The 20,377-nt window shown below is 37.6% G+C and carries 14 protein-coding genes; 8 read left to right on the top strand and 6 right to left on the bottom strand.

Annotation, left to right across the window (positions count from 1 at the left end; genetic code table 11):
- Window positions 1–165 precede the first annotated feature (165 nt).
- From H5084_RS13245 to H5084_RS13230, 4 genes are all read left to right on the top strand, one after another.
- Entirely contained in the window at window positions 166–2,019 is a 1,854-nt protein-coding gene (locus H5084_RS13245) for an EAL domain-containing protein (RefSeq protein WP_182690777.1), read from the top strand.
- Window positions 2,020–2,108: 89 nt separating this feature from the next.
- Window positions 2,109–3,050 (top strand): tRNA 2-thiocytidine(32) synthetase TtcA, encoded by a 942-nt coding sequence (gene ttcA / locus H5084_RS13240; protein WP_182690776.1) that lies wholly within the window; start codon window positions 2,109–2,111, stop codon window positions 3,048–3,050.
- Between the two features lie 265 nt (window positions 3,051–3,315).
- A complete protein-coding gene (gene tpiA / locus H5084_RS13235; RefSeq protein ID WP_182690775.1) occupies window positions 3,316–4,068 on the top strand; it encodes a triose-phosphate isomerase in 753 nt (250 codons plus the stop codon).
- 253 nt (window positions 4,069–4,321) lie between these two features.
- Entirely contained in the window at window positions 4,322–4,978 is a 657-nt protein-coding gene (locus tag H5084_RS13230; protein WP_028867605.1) for a Bax inhibitor-1/YccA family protein, read from the top strand.
- 597 nt (window positions 4,979–5,575) lie between these two features.
- Here the strand turns inward: H5084_RS13230 and lolE are convergent.
- From lolE to H5084_RS13215, 3 genes are read right to left on the bottom strand one after another with little or no spacing between them, the layout of a single operon-like run.
- On the bottom strand, window positions 5,576–6,817 hold the full coding sequence (gene lolE / locus H5084_RS13225; RefSeq protein WP_182690774.1) for a lipoprotein-releasing ABC transporter permease subunit LolE: 1,242 nt from the start codon (window positions 6,815–6,817) through the stop codon (window positions 5,576–5,578).
- Window positions 6,817–7,500, bottom strand: a complete 684-nt coding sequence (gene lolD / locus H5084_RS13220) for a lipoprotein-releasing ABC transporter ATP-binding protein LolD (protein WP_028867607.1) — start codon at window positions 7,498–7,500, stop codon at window positions 6,817–6,819. Before lolD ends, lolE begins: the two co-directional genes overlap by 1 nt.
- A complete protein-coding gene (locus H5084_RS13215; protein ID WP_182690773.1) occupies window positions 7,493–8,719 on the bottom strand; it encodes a lipoprotein-releasing ABC transporter permease subunit in 1,227 nt (408 codons plus the stop codon). The genes lolD and H5084_RS13215 overlap by 8 nt, the downstream gene beginning before the upstream one ends.
- Before the next feature lie 675 nt (window positions 8,720–9,394).
- Between H5084_RS13215 and H5084_RS13210 the strand changes: the two genes are divergently transcribed.
- From H5084_RS13210 to H5084_RS13200, 3 genes are all read left to right on the top strand, one after another.
- On the top strand, window positions 9,395–9,952 hold the full coding sequence (locus H5084_RS13210) for a PilZ domain-containing protein (protein WP_037070876.1): 558 nt from the start codon (window positions 9,395–9,397) through the stop codon (window positions 9,950–9,952).
- 77 nt (window positions 9,953–10,029) lie between these two features.
- Window positions 10,030–13,509 (top strand): transcription-repair coupling factor, encoded by a 3,480-nt coding sequence (gene mfd / locus H5084_RS13205; protein ID WP_182690772.1) that lies wholly within the window; start codon window positions 10,030–10,032, stop codon window positions 13,507–13,509.
- A 21-nt stretch (window positions 13,510–13,530) separates the two neighbouring features.
- A complete protein-coding gene (locus tag H5084_RS13200) occupies window positions 13,531–14,475 on the top strand; it encodes a CsiV family protein (protein ID WP_182690771.1) in 945 nt (314 codons plus the stop codon).
- An 86-nt stretch (window positions 14,476–14,561) separates the two neighbouring features.
- On the opposite strand, the gene H5084_RS13195 is transcribed toward H5084_RS13200, so the two are convergent.
- The 3 genes from H5084_RS13195 to rluC form a co-directional block, all read right to left on the bottom strand.
- Entirely contained in the window at window positions 14,562–15,539 is a 978-nt protein-coding gene (locus H5084_RS13195; RefSeq protein ID WP_182690770.1) for a glycosyl transferase family protein, read from the bottom strand.
- Between the two features lie 175 nt (window positions 15,540–15,714).
- The gene (locus tag H5084_RS13190; RefSeq protein ID WP_182690769.1) at window positions 15,715–16,359 is read right to left on the bottom strand and encodes an HAD-IA family hydrolase; all 645 of its coding nucleotides are present in this window, start codon (window positions 16,357–16,359) and stop codon (window positions 15,715–15,717) included.
- A gap of 1 nt (window position 16,360) precedes the next feature.
- Window positions 16,361–17,299, bottom strand: a complete 939-nt coding sequence (gene rluC, locus H5084_RS13185) for a 23S rRNA pseudouridine(955/2504/2580) synthase RluC (RefSeq protein ID WP_182690768.1) — start codon at window positions 17,297–17,299, stop codon at window positions 16,361–16,363.
- Window positions 17,300–17,630: 331 nt separating this feature from the next.
- Here rluC and rne point away from each other — a divergent pair.
- The coding region (rne, locus tag H5084_RS13180; RefSeq protein ID WP_182690767.1) for a ribonuclease E at window positions 17,631–20,377 on the top strand (2,747 nt) is incomplete at its 3' end.

Below are 20,377 nucleotides of genomic sequence, written 5' to 3'. Positions count from 1 at the left end.
AGCAAGTTCTGTTATAGGATCATCGAAATAGTTTAATATCAAAGATAAGAAAATATAATGATCAGTATTTTATTTCATCTTTATAAAAAAATACTAACAGATATTTACCAATTACCAATTACCATTTATTGATACAAATAATTGCTTAATGCGAGGAGCAGGTTAGTGAACGATTATAAAAAAAGCCTTTGGACCTCTACCTTGATCACTTTATTAATCGCCTTGGCGTTAATCATTGCAACCAAAAGTGCGTTTAATACGCTACTACTTGAGCAACAACAGCTTCCTAAAACACGTGCTCAGCTAGCTTTGTTACCCACAATTACGGCTATGGGTGACCTACAAGAAAGCCTCGATATTAGTCAATTTAGTTATATAAAAATTAATAATAATCGTCTTAATAGCCCACTTGTTTATAGTCAAAAAGCAGTGAATCAGCTTTTCAATAATTTACTGCCCACCCCAATTTCTAGTTTTAACAGCGCGACCGAAAATCAAAGCATTCAATATACAAGTATTCATCCTGAACTATTTGAATTATATCAATCAATTATAGTGCTAATTGTCACCGCACTTATTATCACTTTGCTGTTGTATCATATCATTTCATTTAGACTACTAAAAAAAATAGAAAGTGCCTTGGTCAATGAAATTGTTAATGAAAAATCTAAAATAACTCCCTTTAAAAAAGTAACTATCGAACTAGTTGAACAAAGGCGTCTATTTGATTCTGCCCTACACAGTAAAAAAGAAAAGATCTCTCGATTATCAAAACAAATAAATGTTGATGCTTTGACAGGCTTAAATAATCGTCATGTGTTTAGAAAAGAGCTCACTGAATTTTTATCCGATGAAAGAAACCGTAAACATGCCATCCTATCTATCATTAGACTTTTTGAGTTATCAGTGGTTAACATGCACCGTGGATTTCAACAAGGCGATCAATTTGTTATAAACGTTGCAAACATCATTAACGATATTCTTGATAAATATAAAGATAAAGATATACATCTATTTAGGATTTCAGGGTCTGAATTTGCTTTGATTAGCCATGATATGAGTATTGGAGATGCGCAGCAATTCGCCAATGAACTAAAACTAAAGTTTGATCAATATCAGCTACTTAACAACCTTGAAAATGTAGCTTTTAATGGCATGACTTTAATTTCCTCCAATCAATTGCCAGAACATGTTTTAGCACGAGCCGATATTGCACTCGCAAAGGCTCAAACCAGTGGCATTAATGCATGGGCTTTTGAAGAGAATATTGATAACCAAGCGCTGCAAGTGGGTGAGCAGCATTGGCGATCGATTATTACCGATATCATAAATAATCGCTCATTAACTTTTTTACAACAACCTGTTCAAGCCATTCATCGCAATATGAAAGGGTATCAGGAAATATTTACACGTTTTGTCAGTGAGGATAACAATACCATCCCAACTGATACTGTTTTTTCTATGGCACAACGTACTGATACTATTATTAAACTTGAAAAAGTTATTCTTGAAAAGATAATTTATCGCAGTCGTCTTCGCAAAGAACATAACACTAGATGGGGAATTAACCTTAGCTCTTCAGCGATGCACAATAGTAGTTTTATGGTATGGCTAGAGCGATTATTATTAAGAGAACCTGATGTAGCGAGGTCCTTAGTATTTGAAGTTCCGGAAAGTTTATTAGGTCATAACTTGATTGCTAATAAACGTGTTTTCAATATGCTCAAAAGAGCAGGAAGTCGTTCTGCTATTTGCAATTTTGGCAAAGGGATCAGTTCTTTTCGTTTATTTGAAGAGTTAAAACCTGATTACATTAAACTTGACGCAAGTTTAATTGCTAACCTTGAATCAGATAGTGCAAATCAACAATTTATTCGCATGATCATTGATGTTGCACATCGCATGGAGTGCCAAGTTATCGCTGAAGGTATTGAGCACTTAGAACAAAAACAAATTCTTGAAAGCATGTACATCGATGGGGTCCAAGGTTATTTAATAGCCGAACCGGCTCCATTATAGATGCATTAGCAGTACCTTTACTCTTTGCATCTGCGCCCCTCTTTTTATACAATGCGCCTTGTTTTAATACTCCATTAACAAGGCATACCATGACGCAACAACTCACAGAAAAAGATCAATTCAACCTTAAAAAATTAAATAAAGTGTTGCGTAGACAAACCGGACAAGCCATTGCAGATTATAATATGATTGAAGATGGCGATAAAATCATGGTCTGTTTATCAGGTGGAAAAGACAGCTATACCCTACTGGAAATGCTAAGCCAACTTAAAGCAGTTGCACCTATCAACTTTGATATCATTGCGGTCAACCTAGATCAAAAACAACCTGGTTTTCCTGAGCACATATTACCTCAATATCTTGACTCATTAGGTGTTGATTACAAAATAGTAGAACAAGATACTTACAGTATCGTCAAAGATAAGCTACAACCAGGAAAAACCACTTGCAGCCTTTGCTCGCGCTTACGTCGCGGAATTTTATACAAAACCGCAAAAGAACTTGGTGCAACTAAAATAGCTCTTGGACACCACCGTGATGATATGTTGGCCACCATGATGCTTAACTTATTTTTTGCGGGTAAACTCAAGTCAATGCCAGCTAAATTAGTTTCAGACAATGGTGAACACGTCGTTATTCGCCCGCTTGCTTACTGTAAAGAAAAAGATATTGAAGCGTTTGCTGCGCTACAACAATTCCCTATTATTCCTTGTAATTTATGTGGTTCGCAACCTAACTTACAACGTCAATTGACCAAAGATATGCTCAATGATTGGGAACTAAATTATCCAGGTCGTTTGGAAACCATGTTTACTGCTATGCAAAACGTAGTTCCTTCACATCTAGCAGATACTAGCTTATTTGATTTTAAATCCATCACTAAGGATTCCGGTGTGATTGATGGAGGAGATATTGGCTTTGATAAAGAATCATTTAATCAACCATTCAGTGCTCCAATAGCTGAGCAAGTAACACCTGACAATGAGTTTTATAAACAACATCAAGCAGTGCAAATTACAGAGGTCAATTAATCTCGTTACTCAGCTAAATTAAACGCTTTATTGATTTAACCCAATAAAGCGTTGCCTTTAAGTCAACCTAGCCTTGTATTTAGGGCCGATAAGAGATAATTTACGCCCAGAATCAAAGAATGATCTGATTAATGGGAAACTTATTCACGGTCGCCGGCCTATTTAAGAACATTTAGTTTAAATTTTATTTTCAATATCATTTTTCAATATAATTTTTTTCAATTTAACTTTAATATAACTTTCAATATAAAAAACGGAGTCAAACATGAGAACACCTCTTGTAATGGGTAACTGGAAACTAAACGGTACAAAAGAATCAGTAGCGACATTGATCAAAGGTATCGAAAGTGCAGCAAATGCAGCAACTAATGTTGAAGTTGCGGTATGCCCACCAGCAATTTTTATTGAGCAAGTTGCAAACCTAACAGCAGACAGCCGCATTGAATTTGGTGCACAAGATGTGAGCACAAATGTTGCAGGCGCATTCACAGGTGAAACGTCTCCAGTTATGGTTAAAGAGTTTGGCGCAAAATATAGCCTAGTAGGTCACTCGGAGCGTCGCCAATACCACAACGAAACTGATGCAGTCGTTGCAGCTAAATTTGTTGCGATTCAAGAAAATGGTTTAATACCTGTATTATGTATCGGTGAAACACTTGAAGAACGTGAAACTGATAAAACATTTGCTGTTGTTGAAACTCAACTTAAAGCAGTGATTGAAGTTGCCGGTATCGCAGCGTTAGAAAACTCAGTGATCGCTTACGAACCAGTTTGGGCTATCGGCACAGGTAAAGTTGCAACTTCTGAGCAAGCACAAGAAGTTCATGCTCATATCCGTTCTTGGTTAAAAGCACAAAGTGAAGTTGTTGCTGAGAAAGTACAGATCCTTTACGGCGGTAGTGTTAAAGCAAACAGTGCAAAAGAGCTATTTGCTCAAGCAGACATCGATGGTGGTTTAGTAGGTGGTGCAGCACTTATTATTGAAGAATTTGTAGGTATTATCGAAGGCGCTAAATAAGCACTTCCTAGCACAATATTTTAATACTAATAAGGCACTTTGATAGTGCCTTTTTTCATTTTTAGCTTTCCTATCAAATACAACGCAGTAATACTCTTTTTTAACCCATAACAATAATCGGGCGATTACACGGACTAGTATGACTTGCTGTTGAAAATTTTCTACTATTTCATCATCTCAATAAAAAATACTGCACAAGTAAAAAATCTGATGTTATGATGTTGTTAACAATCATTATTCAACGGAGTAAGTTATGAATTCTTCAATTAACACTAAAGCACAAGGTGTTGGAGTTTCAATTAATAAAGTATTAAAGAATACCTATATGCTATTAGGCATGACATTAGCGTTTAGTGCAGTCACTGCAACTATTGCGACAATGGTAGGTATCGGCCCAATGATGTCACTTGTCTTAATGCTAGTTGGATTTGGTCTTTTATTTGTAGTGTCAAAAACAGCGAATTCTAGCAAGGGGATATTCTGGGTATTCATGTTTACCGGTGTGATGGGTGCGTCACTCGGTAATATGCTAAACCATTACCTAACAATGCCAAACGGCCCTGCTTTAATTATGCAAGCACTTGGTACTACTGCAATTATATTCTTTGCATTATCAGCTTACGTATTAACTAGCCGTAAAGATTTCTCATTTATGGGCGGATTTTTAATGGCAGGTATGATTGCTGTAATTGTTGCAATTATTGCTAATATTTTCCTACAGATCCCACTTTTCCAATTAGTGATCAGTAGTGTTGTAGTCATGATCATGTCTGGTTTTATTCTGTTTGATACTAGCCGTATCATTAACGGTGGTGAAACTAACTACATTAGAGCGACTGTTTCTTTATACTTAAACATCTTTAATATCTTTATCCACTTATTAAGCATTCTTGGTATTTTAGACGATTAATGATCAGTCTCCGATAGTATTTTAGATGCTACTTTAGCTTACTAAATTACTGATATATTCTTAAAAGCGCATTTAATAATGCGCTTTTTTTTACTCATTTTTTAACTTTTATAGCGGTTAATACTTTATTGACCGAGATGACGAGCAATAGGATTTTACACAGCAAAAATAGCCTTACTTAAAACATAGGTTGCTCTAAATAATTATTTATGAAAATGGACGAAAGAAAGGTTTATTAAATTATACCTATTACATTAAATAAGTGATCTAAATTTTACGCAGGAAAAATGACTTAGTTTAAGACGTAAATTTAGCTAAATGGTTGTTCCCTTTACGAAATTTACAACGAAAAAATAAGTTATTTTAACAAGTAAAATAGATCAGTTAATTAGTGTGATTGGTATTATTGCCTGATTACTACATATACGGTTAATAGCTACCGTAAAACTGATGTAGGTGGCATATACGGTTAAATGATTAGATATCTAAGCTATATAGGTGAATGTCTAAATAGCTACATTCTTAAATGGGAATGCTGTGGATTAGATGGCCTGTGATCATCATGATTTTCGGCCATCGAGATAAAGTGGCAAGTGGTTAGTGGCTGTAACCTAACTCTTTTGCAGGCTCAATATTACTCGCGGTCCATGCGGGGTATATCGTTGCAACGATACTCATAACAAAAGCAATCAGTGTAATAATGATCACTTGGTCATAGTTAATTTGTGAAGGTAAATAATCAATAAAATAGATATCTCCGGAAATAAACTTTCGCCCCAAGATATTTTCAACAGCACTAAAGAATTGGCTTAAGTTACTCGCTAAATACATACCGAGTAAAGCCCCTAAGAGGCTACCCATGAGGCCATTAAACGCGCCTTGAACTATAAAAATAGCGCGTAGAGACCACTTCCCCATCCCCATTGTTTTTAAAATAGCAATGTCACTGCGCTTTTCATTCACAGCCATCACCAATGTAGACACAATATTAAAACAAGCAACAGCAACCACTAATAATAAAATAACGTACATCAATGATTTAACCATCTGAATATCTTGATATAAGTACCCTTGGCTTGTGATCCAACTTTTAATATACATATACACAGGAATACTGTACGCCACCTCTCGTGAGAGCACCTGTGCCTGTAAGACATCCTCAACTTTAAAGGCAATGCCTGTGGCATGGTTAAGGTTAAGCATTTTTTTAGCCGTGTTGATATGGATAAAACCCAATGTAGTATCAACTTGCCCGCCCATTCTAAAGGTACCCGTTAAAATAAATGTGAACTTGCGTGGCGCTTTAAGTTTCGTTGACCCAATTTGGGGCAATAATAATGACACCGACTGCCCGACCTCAATGCCTAGTTGTTTGGCAACCGGCTCACCTAAAATGAGACTGTTTTCATTTGCGCTTAATAACTCCCAACCTCCTTGTTTAATATACTGCTCTATCGCGGTCACTTGCGTTTCACTTTCAGGCGTTATGGCGCGCATTTGCAACGCTTTCATATTAATATCTTTTTGCAACAGGGCATTCATCACTATGTAAGGGCTTGCACCTAATACACCTTTATGTGCTCTTATTTTAGAAAGAATAGCCGATTCATCTTTAAACTCTCCTTTGACCACCTCTAATTCTGCATGCGGGACCACAGTTAACAATTGATCCCTTAATGCTTTTTCAAAGCCATTCATCGCTGAAAGACCAACAATTAAGACAGCAACACCTAAGATAATGCCAAATATAGAGGCCATTGAAATGAAGGAAACAAACTTATTTTTATGTTTTGCTTTGCTATAACGTAACCCAATAAATAATGGTAAAGGTCTAAACATTACGGAGTGTCCTGTAAAATACCGTTAGCCATGTATAATTGGCGGTGCAATTTATTAGCTAACTGTTGGTCATGTGTCACCACAATAAAAGCGGTACCAAGTTCACTATTTAATTCTCGTAACAACTGATAAACAGACTCTGCACTTTTTGCATCTAAATTTCCGGTAGGCTCGTCTGCCAATACGAGAGAAGGTTTATTAATTAATGCGCGTGCTATTGCAACACGTTGCCTTTCACCGCCAGATAATTCAGCAGGTCGATGTTGAATGCGTTTGCTTAGCCCCACTCGTTCTAATAATGCCGTTGCTTTTTGTTGCGCAACTTTAACTGGCTCACCAGCAATTAATAACGGCATAGCAACATTTTCTAATGCAGTGAACTCTGATAATAAGTGATGAAATTGATAAACAAAACCTAGCTCCTGGTTACGCCACTTAGCTTGTTGCTTTGAAGATAGTTTATGGATGTTATTGTCATTAAAAGTGACCTCTCCAGTAGTCGGTGCATCGAGTGCACCAAGCAAATGCAATAGTGTGCTTTTACCTGAACCAGAAGTACCAACAATCGCGAGTAACTCTCCTTTTTCCACGGTCAAATTAACACCTTGCAACACAGTCGTGGCTAGGCGCCCTTCTTGATAAACTTTACTTAAGTTCTGACAAACTATAATTGAATCATTCATATCTTAATGCCTCGACTGGGCTCACTGTACCGGCTCTATAAGCAGGATATAAAGTGGCTAATAAACTTAACAACATAGCACCAAGCATAATTGATACTATTTGTAATGGTTCGTGTATAACGGGTAAGAGTCGAGTGCCACCGGAAGCATTCGCTAATAAATGTAATCCTAAAAATGACATCACTTCATTAATGTAGGTACTTAATAACAAACCTATACCTGTTCCTAATAATGCACCAAGAATACCACTGAAAGCACCTTGAATAATAAAAATAAGGTTGATCGTAGACGATTGAATACCTAGGGTTTTTAATATGGCGACTTCGGCACTTTTATCCGTTACCACCATCACCGATGACGATAAAATATTAAATGCAGCGACCGCGATAATTAAACACAATAATAACCAAATCATGTTCCTTTCCATTTTAACTGCAGCAAATAGTTCACCATGTGTACTGCGCCAATCTAATAATATTTCATCTTTTTCCAGTACAGGAGGATGCCAATCTTCAACAGCAAAGGGTTCGGTAAAATAAAAACGCAGATCCGTCACTTGATCTTTTTGAATTCGAATTAAACGCGCCGCATCTTGGACATGCATTAAGACCAGATATTTATCAACGTCAGAGCCTACATCAAATAAACCAACCACGGTAAAATTACGCTGGCTAGGAACTTGTCCTATTGGCGTGTAACGAGCCCCTCTGGTGGAAATAACACGTACTTTATCACCAATACCCACATTTAATTGCTTTGCTAATTGGTCGCCAATAATGATGTTATACTCACTAGGTTTCAACAGTTCAAGGCCACCCATAAAGATATTATCTTTGACTATTTTACTGTTATATTTTTGCGGATAGATTCCTTCTAACTTAACACCTTGTAAAGCCGTTGTACTTTGCAATATCGCTTCAGCATTAATCATCGGCTCAATAGCAATGACTAATGGATCTTCAGGAATAACATCAACACGTTGTTGCCAATGATCAATGGTTAATGCTTGATTACTAAGTTTCGCCTGTGGGATCGCGCCAAGAATACGTTGTTTTAATTCTCCTTCGAAACCATTCATGACTGACAACACGGTGACTAATGCTAATACGCCTAAAATAATGCCACCGGTTGAAAATATTGAAACAAACGATACAAATTGATTATTACGTTTAGATTTTGTATACCGTAAACCGATAAATACACTTAAAGGATAAAACATAATTGCCTTTTAATAGTTGTTTATGATGACACACTTATAATTAAAACGGGGATAAGTAAAGTGAGTCAATGCCGTACTGTGTACGGGTTTTTAAGTTAAATTATCTAGCAATAATTTGTAATTGCTAGACTGATTGCCTTTCATAAGGTAAAGCTATCGGCAATCTAGATAACATTGCTAACAAGATAACATTACGAACAAGATATTTAATAGATAACTGCGATCTCTGTAACCAGAATTAAGGTTAAATATAGACATATCCCATTGATTACATTTTAATAGTCGCCATTCTAATGTATCTTTATTCGCTAAGACAGACAAAACTCTTACAAAATATACCGTTCAGACTTCAAGGTATAAAGTCAGCATGGCAAACTAGCGCCAACTTGATAGGCATAAAATTGAGTTTTCGAGAGATTAACTAGGTTAACCCTCTCTCGATAGAATAATTAAGAAACATCATTCTTTGATAGTTATTCTACATAGCGATTTTATAACAACTTGGATTAGTATTATTTTCCTTGCCCAGACTGGCTCGAATTCAAATGCCAATTCAATGTTGTAATAATAAAAAGGGAATACCATTATCTTATATTACGCTCGTGCCTGCCAAAGCATCTTGAGGTAAGATGGGTATAATTTCACTCACACTCAATAATGACTTGGTTAGCAGACATGGATAATAACGAATATTTTTTAGTGCAACACACACTCTCTATTAACTTGCACCCTGTTAATGAAACTCAGTTACCCATTGACCAAAATGCCTTTGAAGAAGAGATACCAGGTCCATTTAGAATGGCCAGTGATCTCGCTCAAGCAGATGTGAGTATGCTAGCCCCTTTAAAACTCAATAGTGAAAATACGCAAGCACTTTGGCATTTTTTACAGGCCCAAAATCAAAAAATAAACACCCTATTAAGTTATGTATTAACACAGCAGGATGAACAACAGGCGCGTCATCAAAGCCTTAAATTCAGTGCAGGTAGTCTCATTATTGCAGGCAATGACAAATGGGCTGTGGGTGACAATGTCAGGTTAAAAATATTTTTACCTGAAGAATCTGCTGCCATATACTGTTATGCCTGTGTTTCGGATAGCTCTGAAAGTGAATGTGTTTTTACCTACACCTTTATTCGAGAACAAGATCGAGAGTTATTAATTAGAGCCAGCTTACACGTGCAATCACAACAACTTAAAAATCGAGCAAAACAGCGTGAATTAAATAGTTAATAACTGAAAATAGTCATTAAGAATCTGTTTAATAACGCAACAATCATCAGAAAAAATAATAAAGAAAAATCAATAATATGAAAAATTTACTCGAGATACCGCCTTTAAAATCATCTACTGATACACAACAATTTGGCAATTTAGTAGGCAGTAGCCAAAGTTTTGTCATTAATCAATGTGCTCAAGCGAACCCACAAAAATCTCCTTTAGTTGTGATCGTTAATGACACACCGAGTGCTATTAAGTTACACCAAGAATTACTTTATTTTGCAGAAAAAAAATACGACGTAAATTTATTTCCTGATTGGGAAACGTTGCCCTATGACCATTTTTCACCACATCAAGACATTATATCCACACGTATAGAAACCTTATATCAATTACCATCCATGAAAGATGGCATATTAATCGTTCCGATCACGACGTTATTATTAAGATTAGCGCCACCCAGTTATTTAAAACAACACACTTTAGTGGTTAAAACTGCACAAAAACTAGAGTTACAATTACTTCGCGAGCAATTACAAGAAGCGGGTTATTATGCAGTTGATCAAGTAAGAGAACATGGTGAGTTTTGTGCTCGAGGCTCTTTGTTAGACGTTTATCCGATGGCCAGTGACACGCCTTATCGTATTGATTTTTTTGATGACGAAGTTGATTCGATACGCCCGTTTGATACAGAAACGCAACGCTCGCTGCCCACTATTAAACAGATAAAATTATTGCCTGCGCATGAATTTGCAACGGATAAAGAAGCAATCAGCCAGTTTAAATCGGCCTATAGCGATAAGTTTCCAGCAAAGATATGTACTAGTGCCGATTCTATCTACCAACAAATTTCGCAAACCAATTTGCCCGCCGGGATCGAGTATTATTTACCGTTATTTTTTAATGAAACAGCCACTTTATTTGATTATTTTCCTAAACAAACACGTTTATGTGTTGTCGGAGATATACAAAAAGCGATGGATGATTTTTGGAAAACCATTGCACATCGTTTTGAAGAACGCGGAGTAGATTTACTACGTCCATTATTGCAGCCAATTGAGCTATACCTTCGCCAAGAGCAATGCTTTCAACAGATCAATGCTTTTCCTAAATATCAATTACAGCCAACCTCATTTGCATTACCGAAAGCAGGGAAAACCAATCTGCCTTTCACCACGTTACCGGATATTAAAATTCACCATAAAGCCAAAGCACCACTGGCAAACATTGAACAGTTTATTAAACAGTTTGCCGGTAAGGTCGTATTAAGTGTTGAATCATCAGGACGAAAAGAAGCTTTATTAGAACTATTACACCCGCTCAAGCTTGCTATTAAATCAGTCTCAAGCATCTCCGAATGCATCAAAAGTAAAAGCAAAGTCTTCATCACAGTCAGTCGCGTTGAACATAGCTTTTTAATCATAGACAGTGAATTTGCATTTATTACTGAAACGGAATTACTTGGTAATAAAATAACCCAACGTAGGCGTCAAAACCAAGATAAACAAAATGAAGAAAACTCTGAACATATAGTACGTAATTTAGCAGAGTTAGAAGTAGGCCAACCTGTTGTGCATATTGACCATGGTGTTGCACGTTATTTGGGCCTTCAAACCATTGAAGTGGCAGGTAATGTTAATGAGTTTGTGACCCTTGAATATTTACGTGGAGACAAACTTTATGTACCGGTTACTTCATTGCATTTAATCGGGCGTTATAGCGGTAGTGATGTAGAAACAGCGCCTATAAGTAAATTAGGTAACGATACTTGGGCCAAAGCGAAAAAACGTGCAGCTGAAAAAGTACGTGACGTCGCCGCTGAATTATTAGAAATTTACGCTCAACGTGCAGCAAAAAAAGGTTACAAATACCAATTAAATAAAGCTAATTATGCGGCCTTCAGTGATGATTTCCCCTTTGAAGAAACCCATGACCAAGCACTGTCCATCAATGCTGTTATATCGGATATGTGTTCATCGCAACCCATGGATAGGCTAGTCTGTGGTGATGTAGGTTTTGGTAAAACTGAAGTAGCAATGCGCGCGGCATTCATGGCAACGGACAATGCGAGACAAGTGGCTTTATTAGTCCCCACCACCCTACTTGCGCAACAGCATTTCGAAAATTTCCGAGATAGATTCGCTAATTGGCCAGTAAGAGTCGAAGTATTATCTCGCTTTAAAACAGCTAAAGAACAAAAACAAATTTTACAAGAAGCTGCCGATGGTAAAATCGATATATTAATAGGTACCCATAAGCTATTGAGTGATGGCATTAAGTTTGCTGACCTAGGGTTATTAATTATCGATGAAGAACATCGCTTTGGCGTCCGCCAAAAAGAAAAGATTAAACGACTACGTGCACAAATCGATATTCTCACCCTGACCGCAACGCCGATCCCGCGTACTTTAAATATGTCCATGAATGGCATGCGTGATTTGTCGATTATCGCGTCACCACCAGCGAAACGATTAGCAGTAAAAACATTCGTGCAGCAACGCAGCGATCAGACGATCAGTGATGCTATCACACGTGAAATTATGCGCGGTGGTCAAGTGTACTTTTTACACAATAATGTAGAAACCATCGCCAAAGCCACAGCTGATTTACAACAGTTATTACCACAAGCTAGAATTTCAACGGCGCACGGTCAAATGAACGAGCAACAACTTGAGCGAGTGATGTCAGATTTTTACCATCAACGCCAAAATGTATTAGTGTGTACCACTATTATCGAAACAGGTATCGATATTCCAACGGCAAATACGATCATTATAAACCGTGCAGATCACTTAGGTTTAGCGCAATTACACCAATTACGTGGTCGTGTAGGTCGTTCACATCATCAAGCTTACGCCTATTTATTAACCCCAACGCCAAAATTAATGACCAAAGATGCAAAAAAACGTTTACAGGCAATTGGTTCATTAGATACGTTAGGAGCAGGATTCACACTAGCAACACACGATTTAGAAATACGTGGTGCAGGTGAGTTATTAGGTGATGAGCAATCCGGACAAATTACCAGTATTGGTTTTAACTTGTATATGGACATGCTTAATCAAGCAGTAGAAGCTTTACGTAATGGACAAGAACCTAGCTTAGAGCACCTATTAGCGACACAAGCAGAAGTAGAACTGCGTATACCTGCGCTCATTCCAGATGATTATATTGCCGATGTGAATACACGTTTATCGTTATATAAACGCATTGCCAATAGTAAGAATAATAATGAATTAAATGAAATCCAAGTTGAACTTATTGACCGATTTGGCTTATTACCAGATGCGACTAAAAACTTAATAGCAGTCACCTCCATTAAGCAACGTTGTTCAAAACTTGGCATTGCAAGAATTGAAGCACATGCACTTGGTGGTGCTGTTACGTTTACCGAGCATACCAAAGTGGATCCAATGTTTCTTGTTTCACTACTGCAAACACAATCAAATACCTTTAAACTAGACGGACCCAGTAAATTAAAATTCACAATGTCGCTAGAAAGTAGTGCAGAACGCATAAATTGGTTGAAACAATTACTTGATAGCTTTAAATTACACCTTGTCAAATAAATCTCATAAAAGGACAACCTTTTGAATTTTCGCTCTACTTTATTATTAGTCGTCGCATCACTATGTTCACTTAACATACAAGCAGCTAGTGGCCGCTGGTTTGATGTTGAAATACTCGTTTTTAAACGTAATGTTGACGTTCAAAAACTCAGTGAGCAATTAGATCAAAATAATGTTTACTTAAAAAAACGAGATCGCCTTGAGGTGTTAAAAGCTAAACAAGCAACAAACTGCTTGGGTGATAACCCGTGTTTACATGAACAAAACCCAGTTCAAATTACAGATGCAGAAATGGTCAATGGCGGGCATCGATTACAGCGATTGAGCAGTAATCATCTTAGACTTAAAGCACATTTGAATAGACTTAAAAACCATCAATTATTTAAGCCCTTATTGCATGTTGCATGGCGTATGCCAGTACAAAGTAAACAAAACGCAGTGCCTATTCACCTTTTTGCTGGTGAGAACTATGCATTAGATATCTATAAAGAAGAAATCATTGCGCAAAAAAGACAAGAAGCGACAAACGCAGCAAAAGCACAACTTAATAAGCCCCAGCAAACAGATCCTCTTCTCATTGCAGCAACTGATAAATTAGATGTATTGGATGAGTTACAAAAAGATAATGCGATGAGGGACTTATATGAAATAGATGGCAATTTCTTGCTATATGTTCAACGTTACTTAGAAATTGAGAGCCAATTAATTGTGCGTACCGAAACGCAAAAAGAAGTGTCATCTTCAACATCTGTATTAGCCAACCCACAATTGGAAACGGATATTTCTGGTACAGCGGATGACGCCGTTCAAGTTGTAAATCAGGCAGTGCCACAACAACGTGTTAAAACAAAAACGGTGGTGACCGAAGCCTTATTTGACCAAACTAGACGTTTACGCAGCGGTGAAATTCATTACTTAGACCACCCTCTTTTTGGCATGATTGTACAAATTCGAAAAATTAGATAACCCCAATACTGAAGGGTAAAATAAAAAAGGAAGCTAATTAGCTTCCTTTTTTATACTCAATGATGCCTATTTAATTAACTGAGAATTTATAACGTCCTACCTTCCCATAATTGTTTGGCTTTTTGTAATGCATCATCTTGAGAAGAGTCAGGCTGCATCTGCTTCAAAACCATTGCAATAGTGGTGATCACTGCAGCATCGCCATAGGCATCATCAATCTCTTTATTCCATACTTTTAATAGATACTGTGCAGATACCTCAGTATGCGCACCGGTGAAATCTTCTAAATAAGTAGGCCAATCTTGTTCAATATATTGTGCTTTACCATCGACTTGAATAACACCACAAGCAAGCGTTGAAACACGAGGATTAACCTCACTTTCTCCGCCTTCACCTTTAAAGGCTATAATACTATGCTCATTATTTAACAGCGCAGCTTGTGCATGTATTTTTTCGTAACTTTTATGAAATACACCATGAATACTATAGGGAGCATTACTTGGGTTAACACTACGCGCCACCGTATTAAGAGGAGTACGCAAACCAACTTGCTCTCTTAATGCTAATAACTCAATTAATTCAGGGCAATAGGCAGATAAAGGAACATAGACTAAGGAGTCATTTTGCAAAGCCAGTTGTGCCATTTCAGGTGTATCTGCAATAGTGATATTCAAAACAGGACAAGCGGACTCAACTTGATATTTCACCAAGTCAACGCTCATATGTCCATGTAATAAAATCTTAACACCATTAGCGGCTAATACTTTTGCCGCTAGCAATAACCAAGGTGGCTGTCTTTTTTTACCAGCAAAACATGGCCAATCCAGATCCGCGGATAACCCCTGCCATGCACATGGCACTTTTTTACGTAACGCGGCAATATAACCCGCAGCTTCTTCAGGGGTTTCACAGCGGACACGTTGTAACATTAACAATACGGCTAATTGTAATAAACTTGCCCTACCTTCTAAATAATCAGTCAATGCTTGTTGTGCTTCATCCATCGTTAATGAACGACGCCCTTTTTCACCACGACCGGTTAATTTTATATATTCGCTAAACATTATGATCCTTTTTAATCTATGGCCGTATAACCAAAACTAAGTTTAAACAATAACTAAAAATGCTCTTTTCAGGATAAGCAAAACACTCACTGCACTGTATGGTAATTAATATAACGTTATGAATATAACGTTATGAATTTAACTACAGGAACACTTTCATTATCTAGAATTTAGGTTAAATATATCGATGTAGTTGCGATACCAAACAATCAACAACCGCAACAGGATTAGATAACATTAATTTTTCTCGTCCATGTACACCGTAACTCACACCTAAACTTTTAACACCTGCATTAGCAGCCATATCTAAGTCGTAACTCGAGTCACCTATCATTAATGCTTGTGATGGGCTGAAATCCAATTGTTTTAATAATGAATGAATCATTAAAGGATCGGGTTTTGAGTTCGATTCATCGGCACATATCGTTGCAGCGAATAAATGTTCAGTATTTGTCTTTTGCATTATGCGGTTAAGGCCATTACGTCCCTTTCCAGTCGCAACCGCAAGAATATACCCCTGTGCTTTCAGGTTAGTTAATAATTCTGCGATTCCGTCATAAAAAGGAGTATCTATATGATGCATTGTATTATATTGCTCTCGATAAGCCTCAACCAGTAATTCTTGCTGTGTTAACAATAACGAGGGAAACAACTGCTGCATTGCTTTTAGTAAGCTTAAACCAATAATATTCTTAACTGCCTGTTCAGTAGGTGCAATTTGTTGCTGATTTTTTGCAGCTTGTTGCATGCACAAGACTATTTTGTCGATGGAATCCATTAAGGTACCATCCCAGTCAAAAATAATTAATGGATGTTTCATATTAGCTTCGCTGTAATTTACCTAATAATTCCTCTAAACGCGGGCAAAGAGGCGCACTCACGGTCATCCGTTTTTCTAACACAGGGTGAAAGAAAGTAATATGTGCCGCATGTAAAAAGAGTCTGTTTAACCCTAAATCTTTCATCAAACTATCGAACTGCTTATCACCATAGCGCTCATCACAGGCAATATTATGACCTTTACATGCACTATGTACACGTATTTGATGGGTTCTTCCTGTCACCGGGCTGGCTTCAATCAAGGTTGCACCTTCATAACGTTGAATAATTTTAAAATGTGTTTCTGAGGCTTTACCCAGTGGGCTAACTTTGACCACTGAATCTTGTGCATTTTTTAATAATGGCTCGCGTACTAGGCGGTCTTTTTTATCCCACTGCCCTTTAACTAAAGCAAAGTACTGTTTTTTCATTGTTTTTTGACGAAGCTGCTCGTGTAGCGCACGTAACATACTGCGTTTTTTGGCGATTAATAAGCAACCCGAAGTTGCTTTATCCAAACGGTGCACCAATTCTAAAAAGCGAGCATCAGGTCTTAAGGCGCGTAATCCTTCGATGGCACCAAAATCTAGACCACTGCCACCATGAACCGCAAGTCCAGAAGGTTTATTGAGTATGATTAAACCATCATCTTCATAAACAATCTCTGACTCTAGATTTTTAATGCTGTTAAGTTTAGGGGACGGTAACGCATTTTCCGGATCTACTTTTACTGGTGGGATACGAACACTATCGCCTACCTGTAGTTTATAATCGGGTTTGATGCGTTTTTTATTAACACGAACTTCTCCCTTGCGTACAATTCTATAGATCATGCTCTTAGGCACGCCCTTAAGATGTAAGCGAAGAAAGTTATCGATACGTTGTTGTGCATTTTCTTGAGCAATGTCAATAATGCGTACTGAGTGATTTATCTGTTCCATTCGTTAAGTTTATCACGCCTAATCACATAATATGTAAAAACTTTGTTGCTTGTAAGTAGATATAAATGCGACAATAACAAAGTTAATGCCTCGTGATTTTAGGATTTTAAAAGCGCTAGTAGGCATAGCATTTTACGAAAGCAAATCAAATGATTAGAATGTAACGCTGCAGTGTTAAATTATTTTTGATTTAACACTTTTTTGTATCCGCTTTGTAACGCACCTCAGAATACTTCCAGTCGAGAGATTGTATAACCAGACATGAGGTCAAGCATGCAAAAACAGTTAGTACATATAAAAATAACGAAAAAAATAAAACAAGAGTTCACAAATGAAAAGAATGTTAATCAACGCAACTCAAGCAGAAGAGTTACGTGTCGCCCTCGTTGACGGGCAAAAACTGTACGATCTTGATATCGAAAGTCCAGGTCACGAACAAAAGAAAGCAAACATTTATAAAGGTAAAATCACACGTGTTGAAGCAAGTTTAGAAGCAGCATTTGTAGACTACGGCGCTGACCGCCATGGTTTTTTACCACTTAAAGAAATTGCTCGAAACTACTTTCCAGAAGGATATTCATTCAAAGGCCGCCCTAACATCAAAGATGTTATTAAAGAAGGCCAAGAAGTTATTATTCAAATCGAAAAAGAAGAACGTGGTAATAAAGGTGCAGCACTCACTACCTTTATTAGTTTAGCAGGTAGCTATTTAGTTCTAATGCCAAATAACCCTAGAGCTGGCGGAATTTCACGTCGCATAGAAGGTGATGAGCGTACTGAATTAAAAGCAGCATTATCTGACCTTAAATTACCAAATGGTATGGGTTTGATTGTCCGCACTGCAGGCGTAGGTAAATCGGCTGAGGAATTAGAATGGGATTTAAACGTTCTGGTTAATCACTGGCAGGCCATCGACCAAGCTTCTAAAACTAAAGCAGCTCCTTTTTTAATCCATCGTGAAAGTAACGTTATTGTTCGTTCTATTCGTGATTATCTTCGCCGTGATATTGGCGAGATTGTGATTGACCATGCTAAGACTTTTGAATTAGCAAAAAATCATATTGAAATGATCCGTCCTGATTACGTTAATCGCCTTAAACTATATCAAGGTGAGATCCCTCTCTTTACACATTACCAAGTTGAAAGCCAAATTGAATCAGCTTTCCAACGTGAAGTTCGTTTACCTTCTGGTGGCTCAATTGTTATTGACCCAACTGAAGCACTAACTTCTATCGATATCAACTCTGCGCGTGCAACACGTGGTGGCGATATCGAAGAAACGGCGTTTAATACCAACTTAGAAGCCGCTGAAGAAATTGCTCGTCAATTACGTTTACGTGACCTGGGTGGTTTAGTGGTGATCGATTTCATCGATATGACACCTGCTCGCCATCAACGTGAAGTTGAAAACAGAATGCGTGAATCTGTACGTCAAGATAGAGCGCGAATTCAATTAGGTCGTATTTCACGTTTTGGTCTAATGGAAATGTCTCGTCAACGTATTCGTCCTTCTTTAGGTGAATCTGCATCGCGTGTTTGTCCACGCTGTCATGGCCAAGGTACAATTCGTGATAATGACTCTTTATCACTTGCAATCCTACGTTTGATTGAAGAGGAAGGTCTTAAAGAAAATACGGCTCAAATTCAGGCACGTGTACCGGTTGCCGTAGCTGCTTATTTATTAAATGAAAAACGAAAATCAGTTGCTAAAATCGAAAATCGTCATAATTGTGAAGTTTACATCATACCTGACGCAAATCTGCTGACGCCTCATTTTGAAGTGAAGCGTACGCGTAAAGACGGTAAAGAAGACATCAATTACGATGCACTTGAAAAACAGCATACAGTCTACATTCCTAATATCGCTCAGATAGAAAGTAATGAAATTGAGGAACCTTTATTAACTGGCTTTAGTGCGCCAAATAAAGAAACTGCAGCTGTTGAGACTAAAGTTGCTCCACAAGCTGTGGTTGCTCCGACGACTTCTATATTCACTAAAATAGTGCAATCTATTGCAAAATTCTTCAGTGATGATTCAAAAAAAGAAGCAGAAGTAAAACCAGAGACGTCTCCTCAACCGGAAGAGAAAAAAGAGCAACCTCGTAATACGCGTAACCCACGTAATACTAAAGGTAATCAGAATCGTACCCGTAACCCTCGTAACGACCGCACTGATCGTAACGATAAAACAACGGATAATAGTACTGAACGCCGCAGTAATCGTAAGTCGCCAGATCGCAAAGCAACACAGCAGACTAAAAAATACGAAAGCGAAGCAAAACCGGTTCAAGAGAACAACGACAAAGATAATAACCAAGAAGTTATCGTCGCACGCCGTAAGCGCCGTAACATGCGTAAAAAAGTTCGTGTTCAACAGCCTGAAAATACGGTCGAGACCAACAAGGTAGAAAGCGCAGATATTGCTGATGCAAAAGTTGAAACAAATCATCAACCAGCAGCAGTAGAAACGAAAAAACCGAAAGCTAAGGTTAAAAAATCTCCTGAAGAAACTAAGCAAACTCAAGTAACAGAAACACCTGCTGCTAATGATGCTAAAGACTCAAAAGAGAACGAAACTTCAGAGCAAGCTAATCAAGAAGCTCATACGCCTGTTACTATTCCTAGCCGTCGCTCACGTTACTTGCGTAACAATGGACAACGTAATAACAAACGTAACCAAGAGAATGCAGATGAAGTAGCAGTAACCAGTCGCTACCCTGAATCAGACGATCAAGCAGTTGAAGAAAATTCAGTACAAGCTACTGTTCCTGTTGCCGAAAATGTTAATAACATTGCGGATAAGCAAGCACCTCAACAGGAAGCTGAACAACTACAAAAAAGTATTCAACAAGTGCCTGTAACAGCCGCTGAAAAGATCTTACCGATTGCAAAAAAATCTGCAGCTGTTAAATCAGAAATAGCTGAGCAGTTAGCAACAACGCCTAGCGAACAGCCAGTAGTTGAAAAAACCGATGCCGTTGATACTGTAGAAGTTGAAACTGCAAAGGTTGAAGCTCCTAAAGCTGAGGAAACTAACGTTGATGAAACTAAGGTTGAAGCAACTAAGGTTGATGAAAC

Source organism: Psychromonas sp. SR45-3, assembly GCF_014163575.1.
Lineage (GTDB): Bacteria > Pseudomonadota > Gammaproteobacteria > Enterobacterales > Psychromonadaceae > Psychromonas > Psychromonas arctica.
This window is presented reverse-complemented; position numbering and strand designations above follow the sequence as displayed.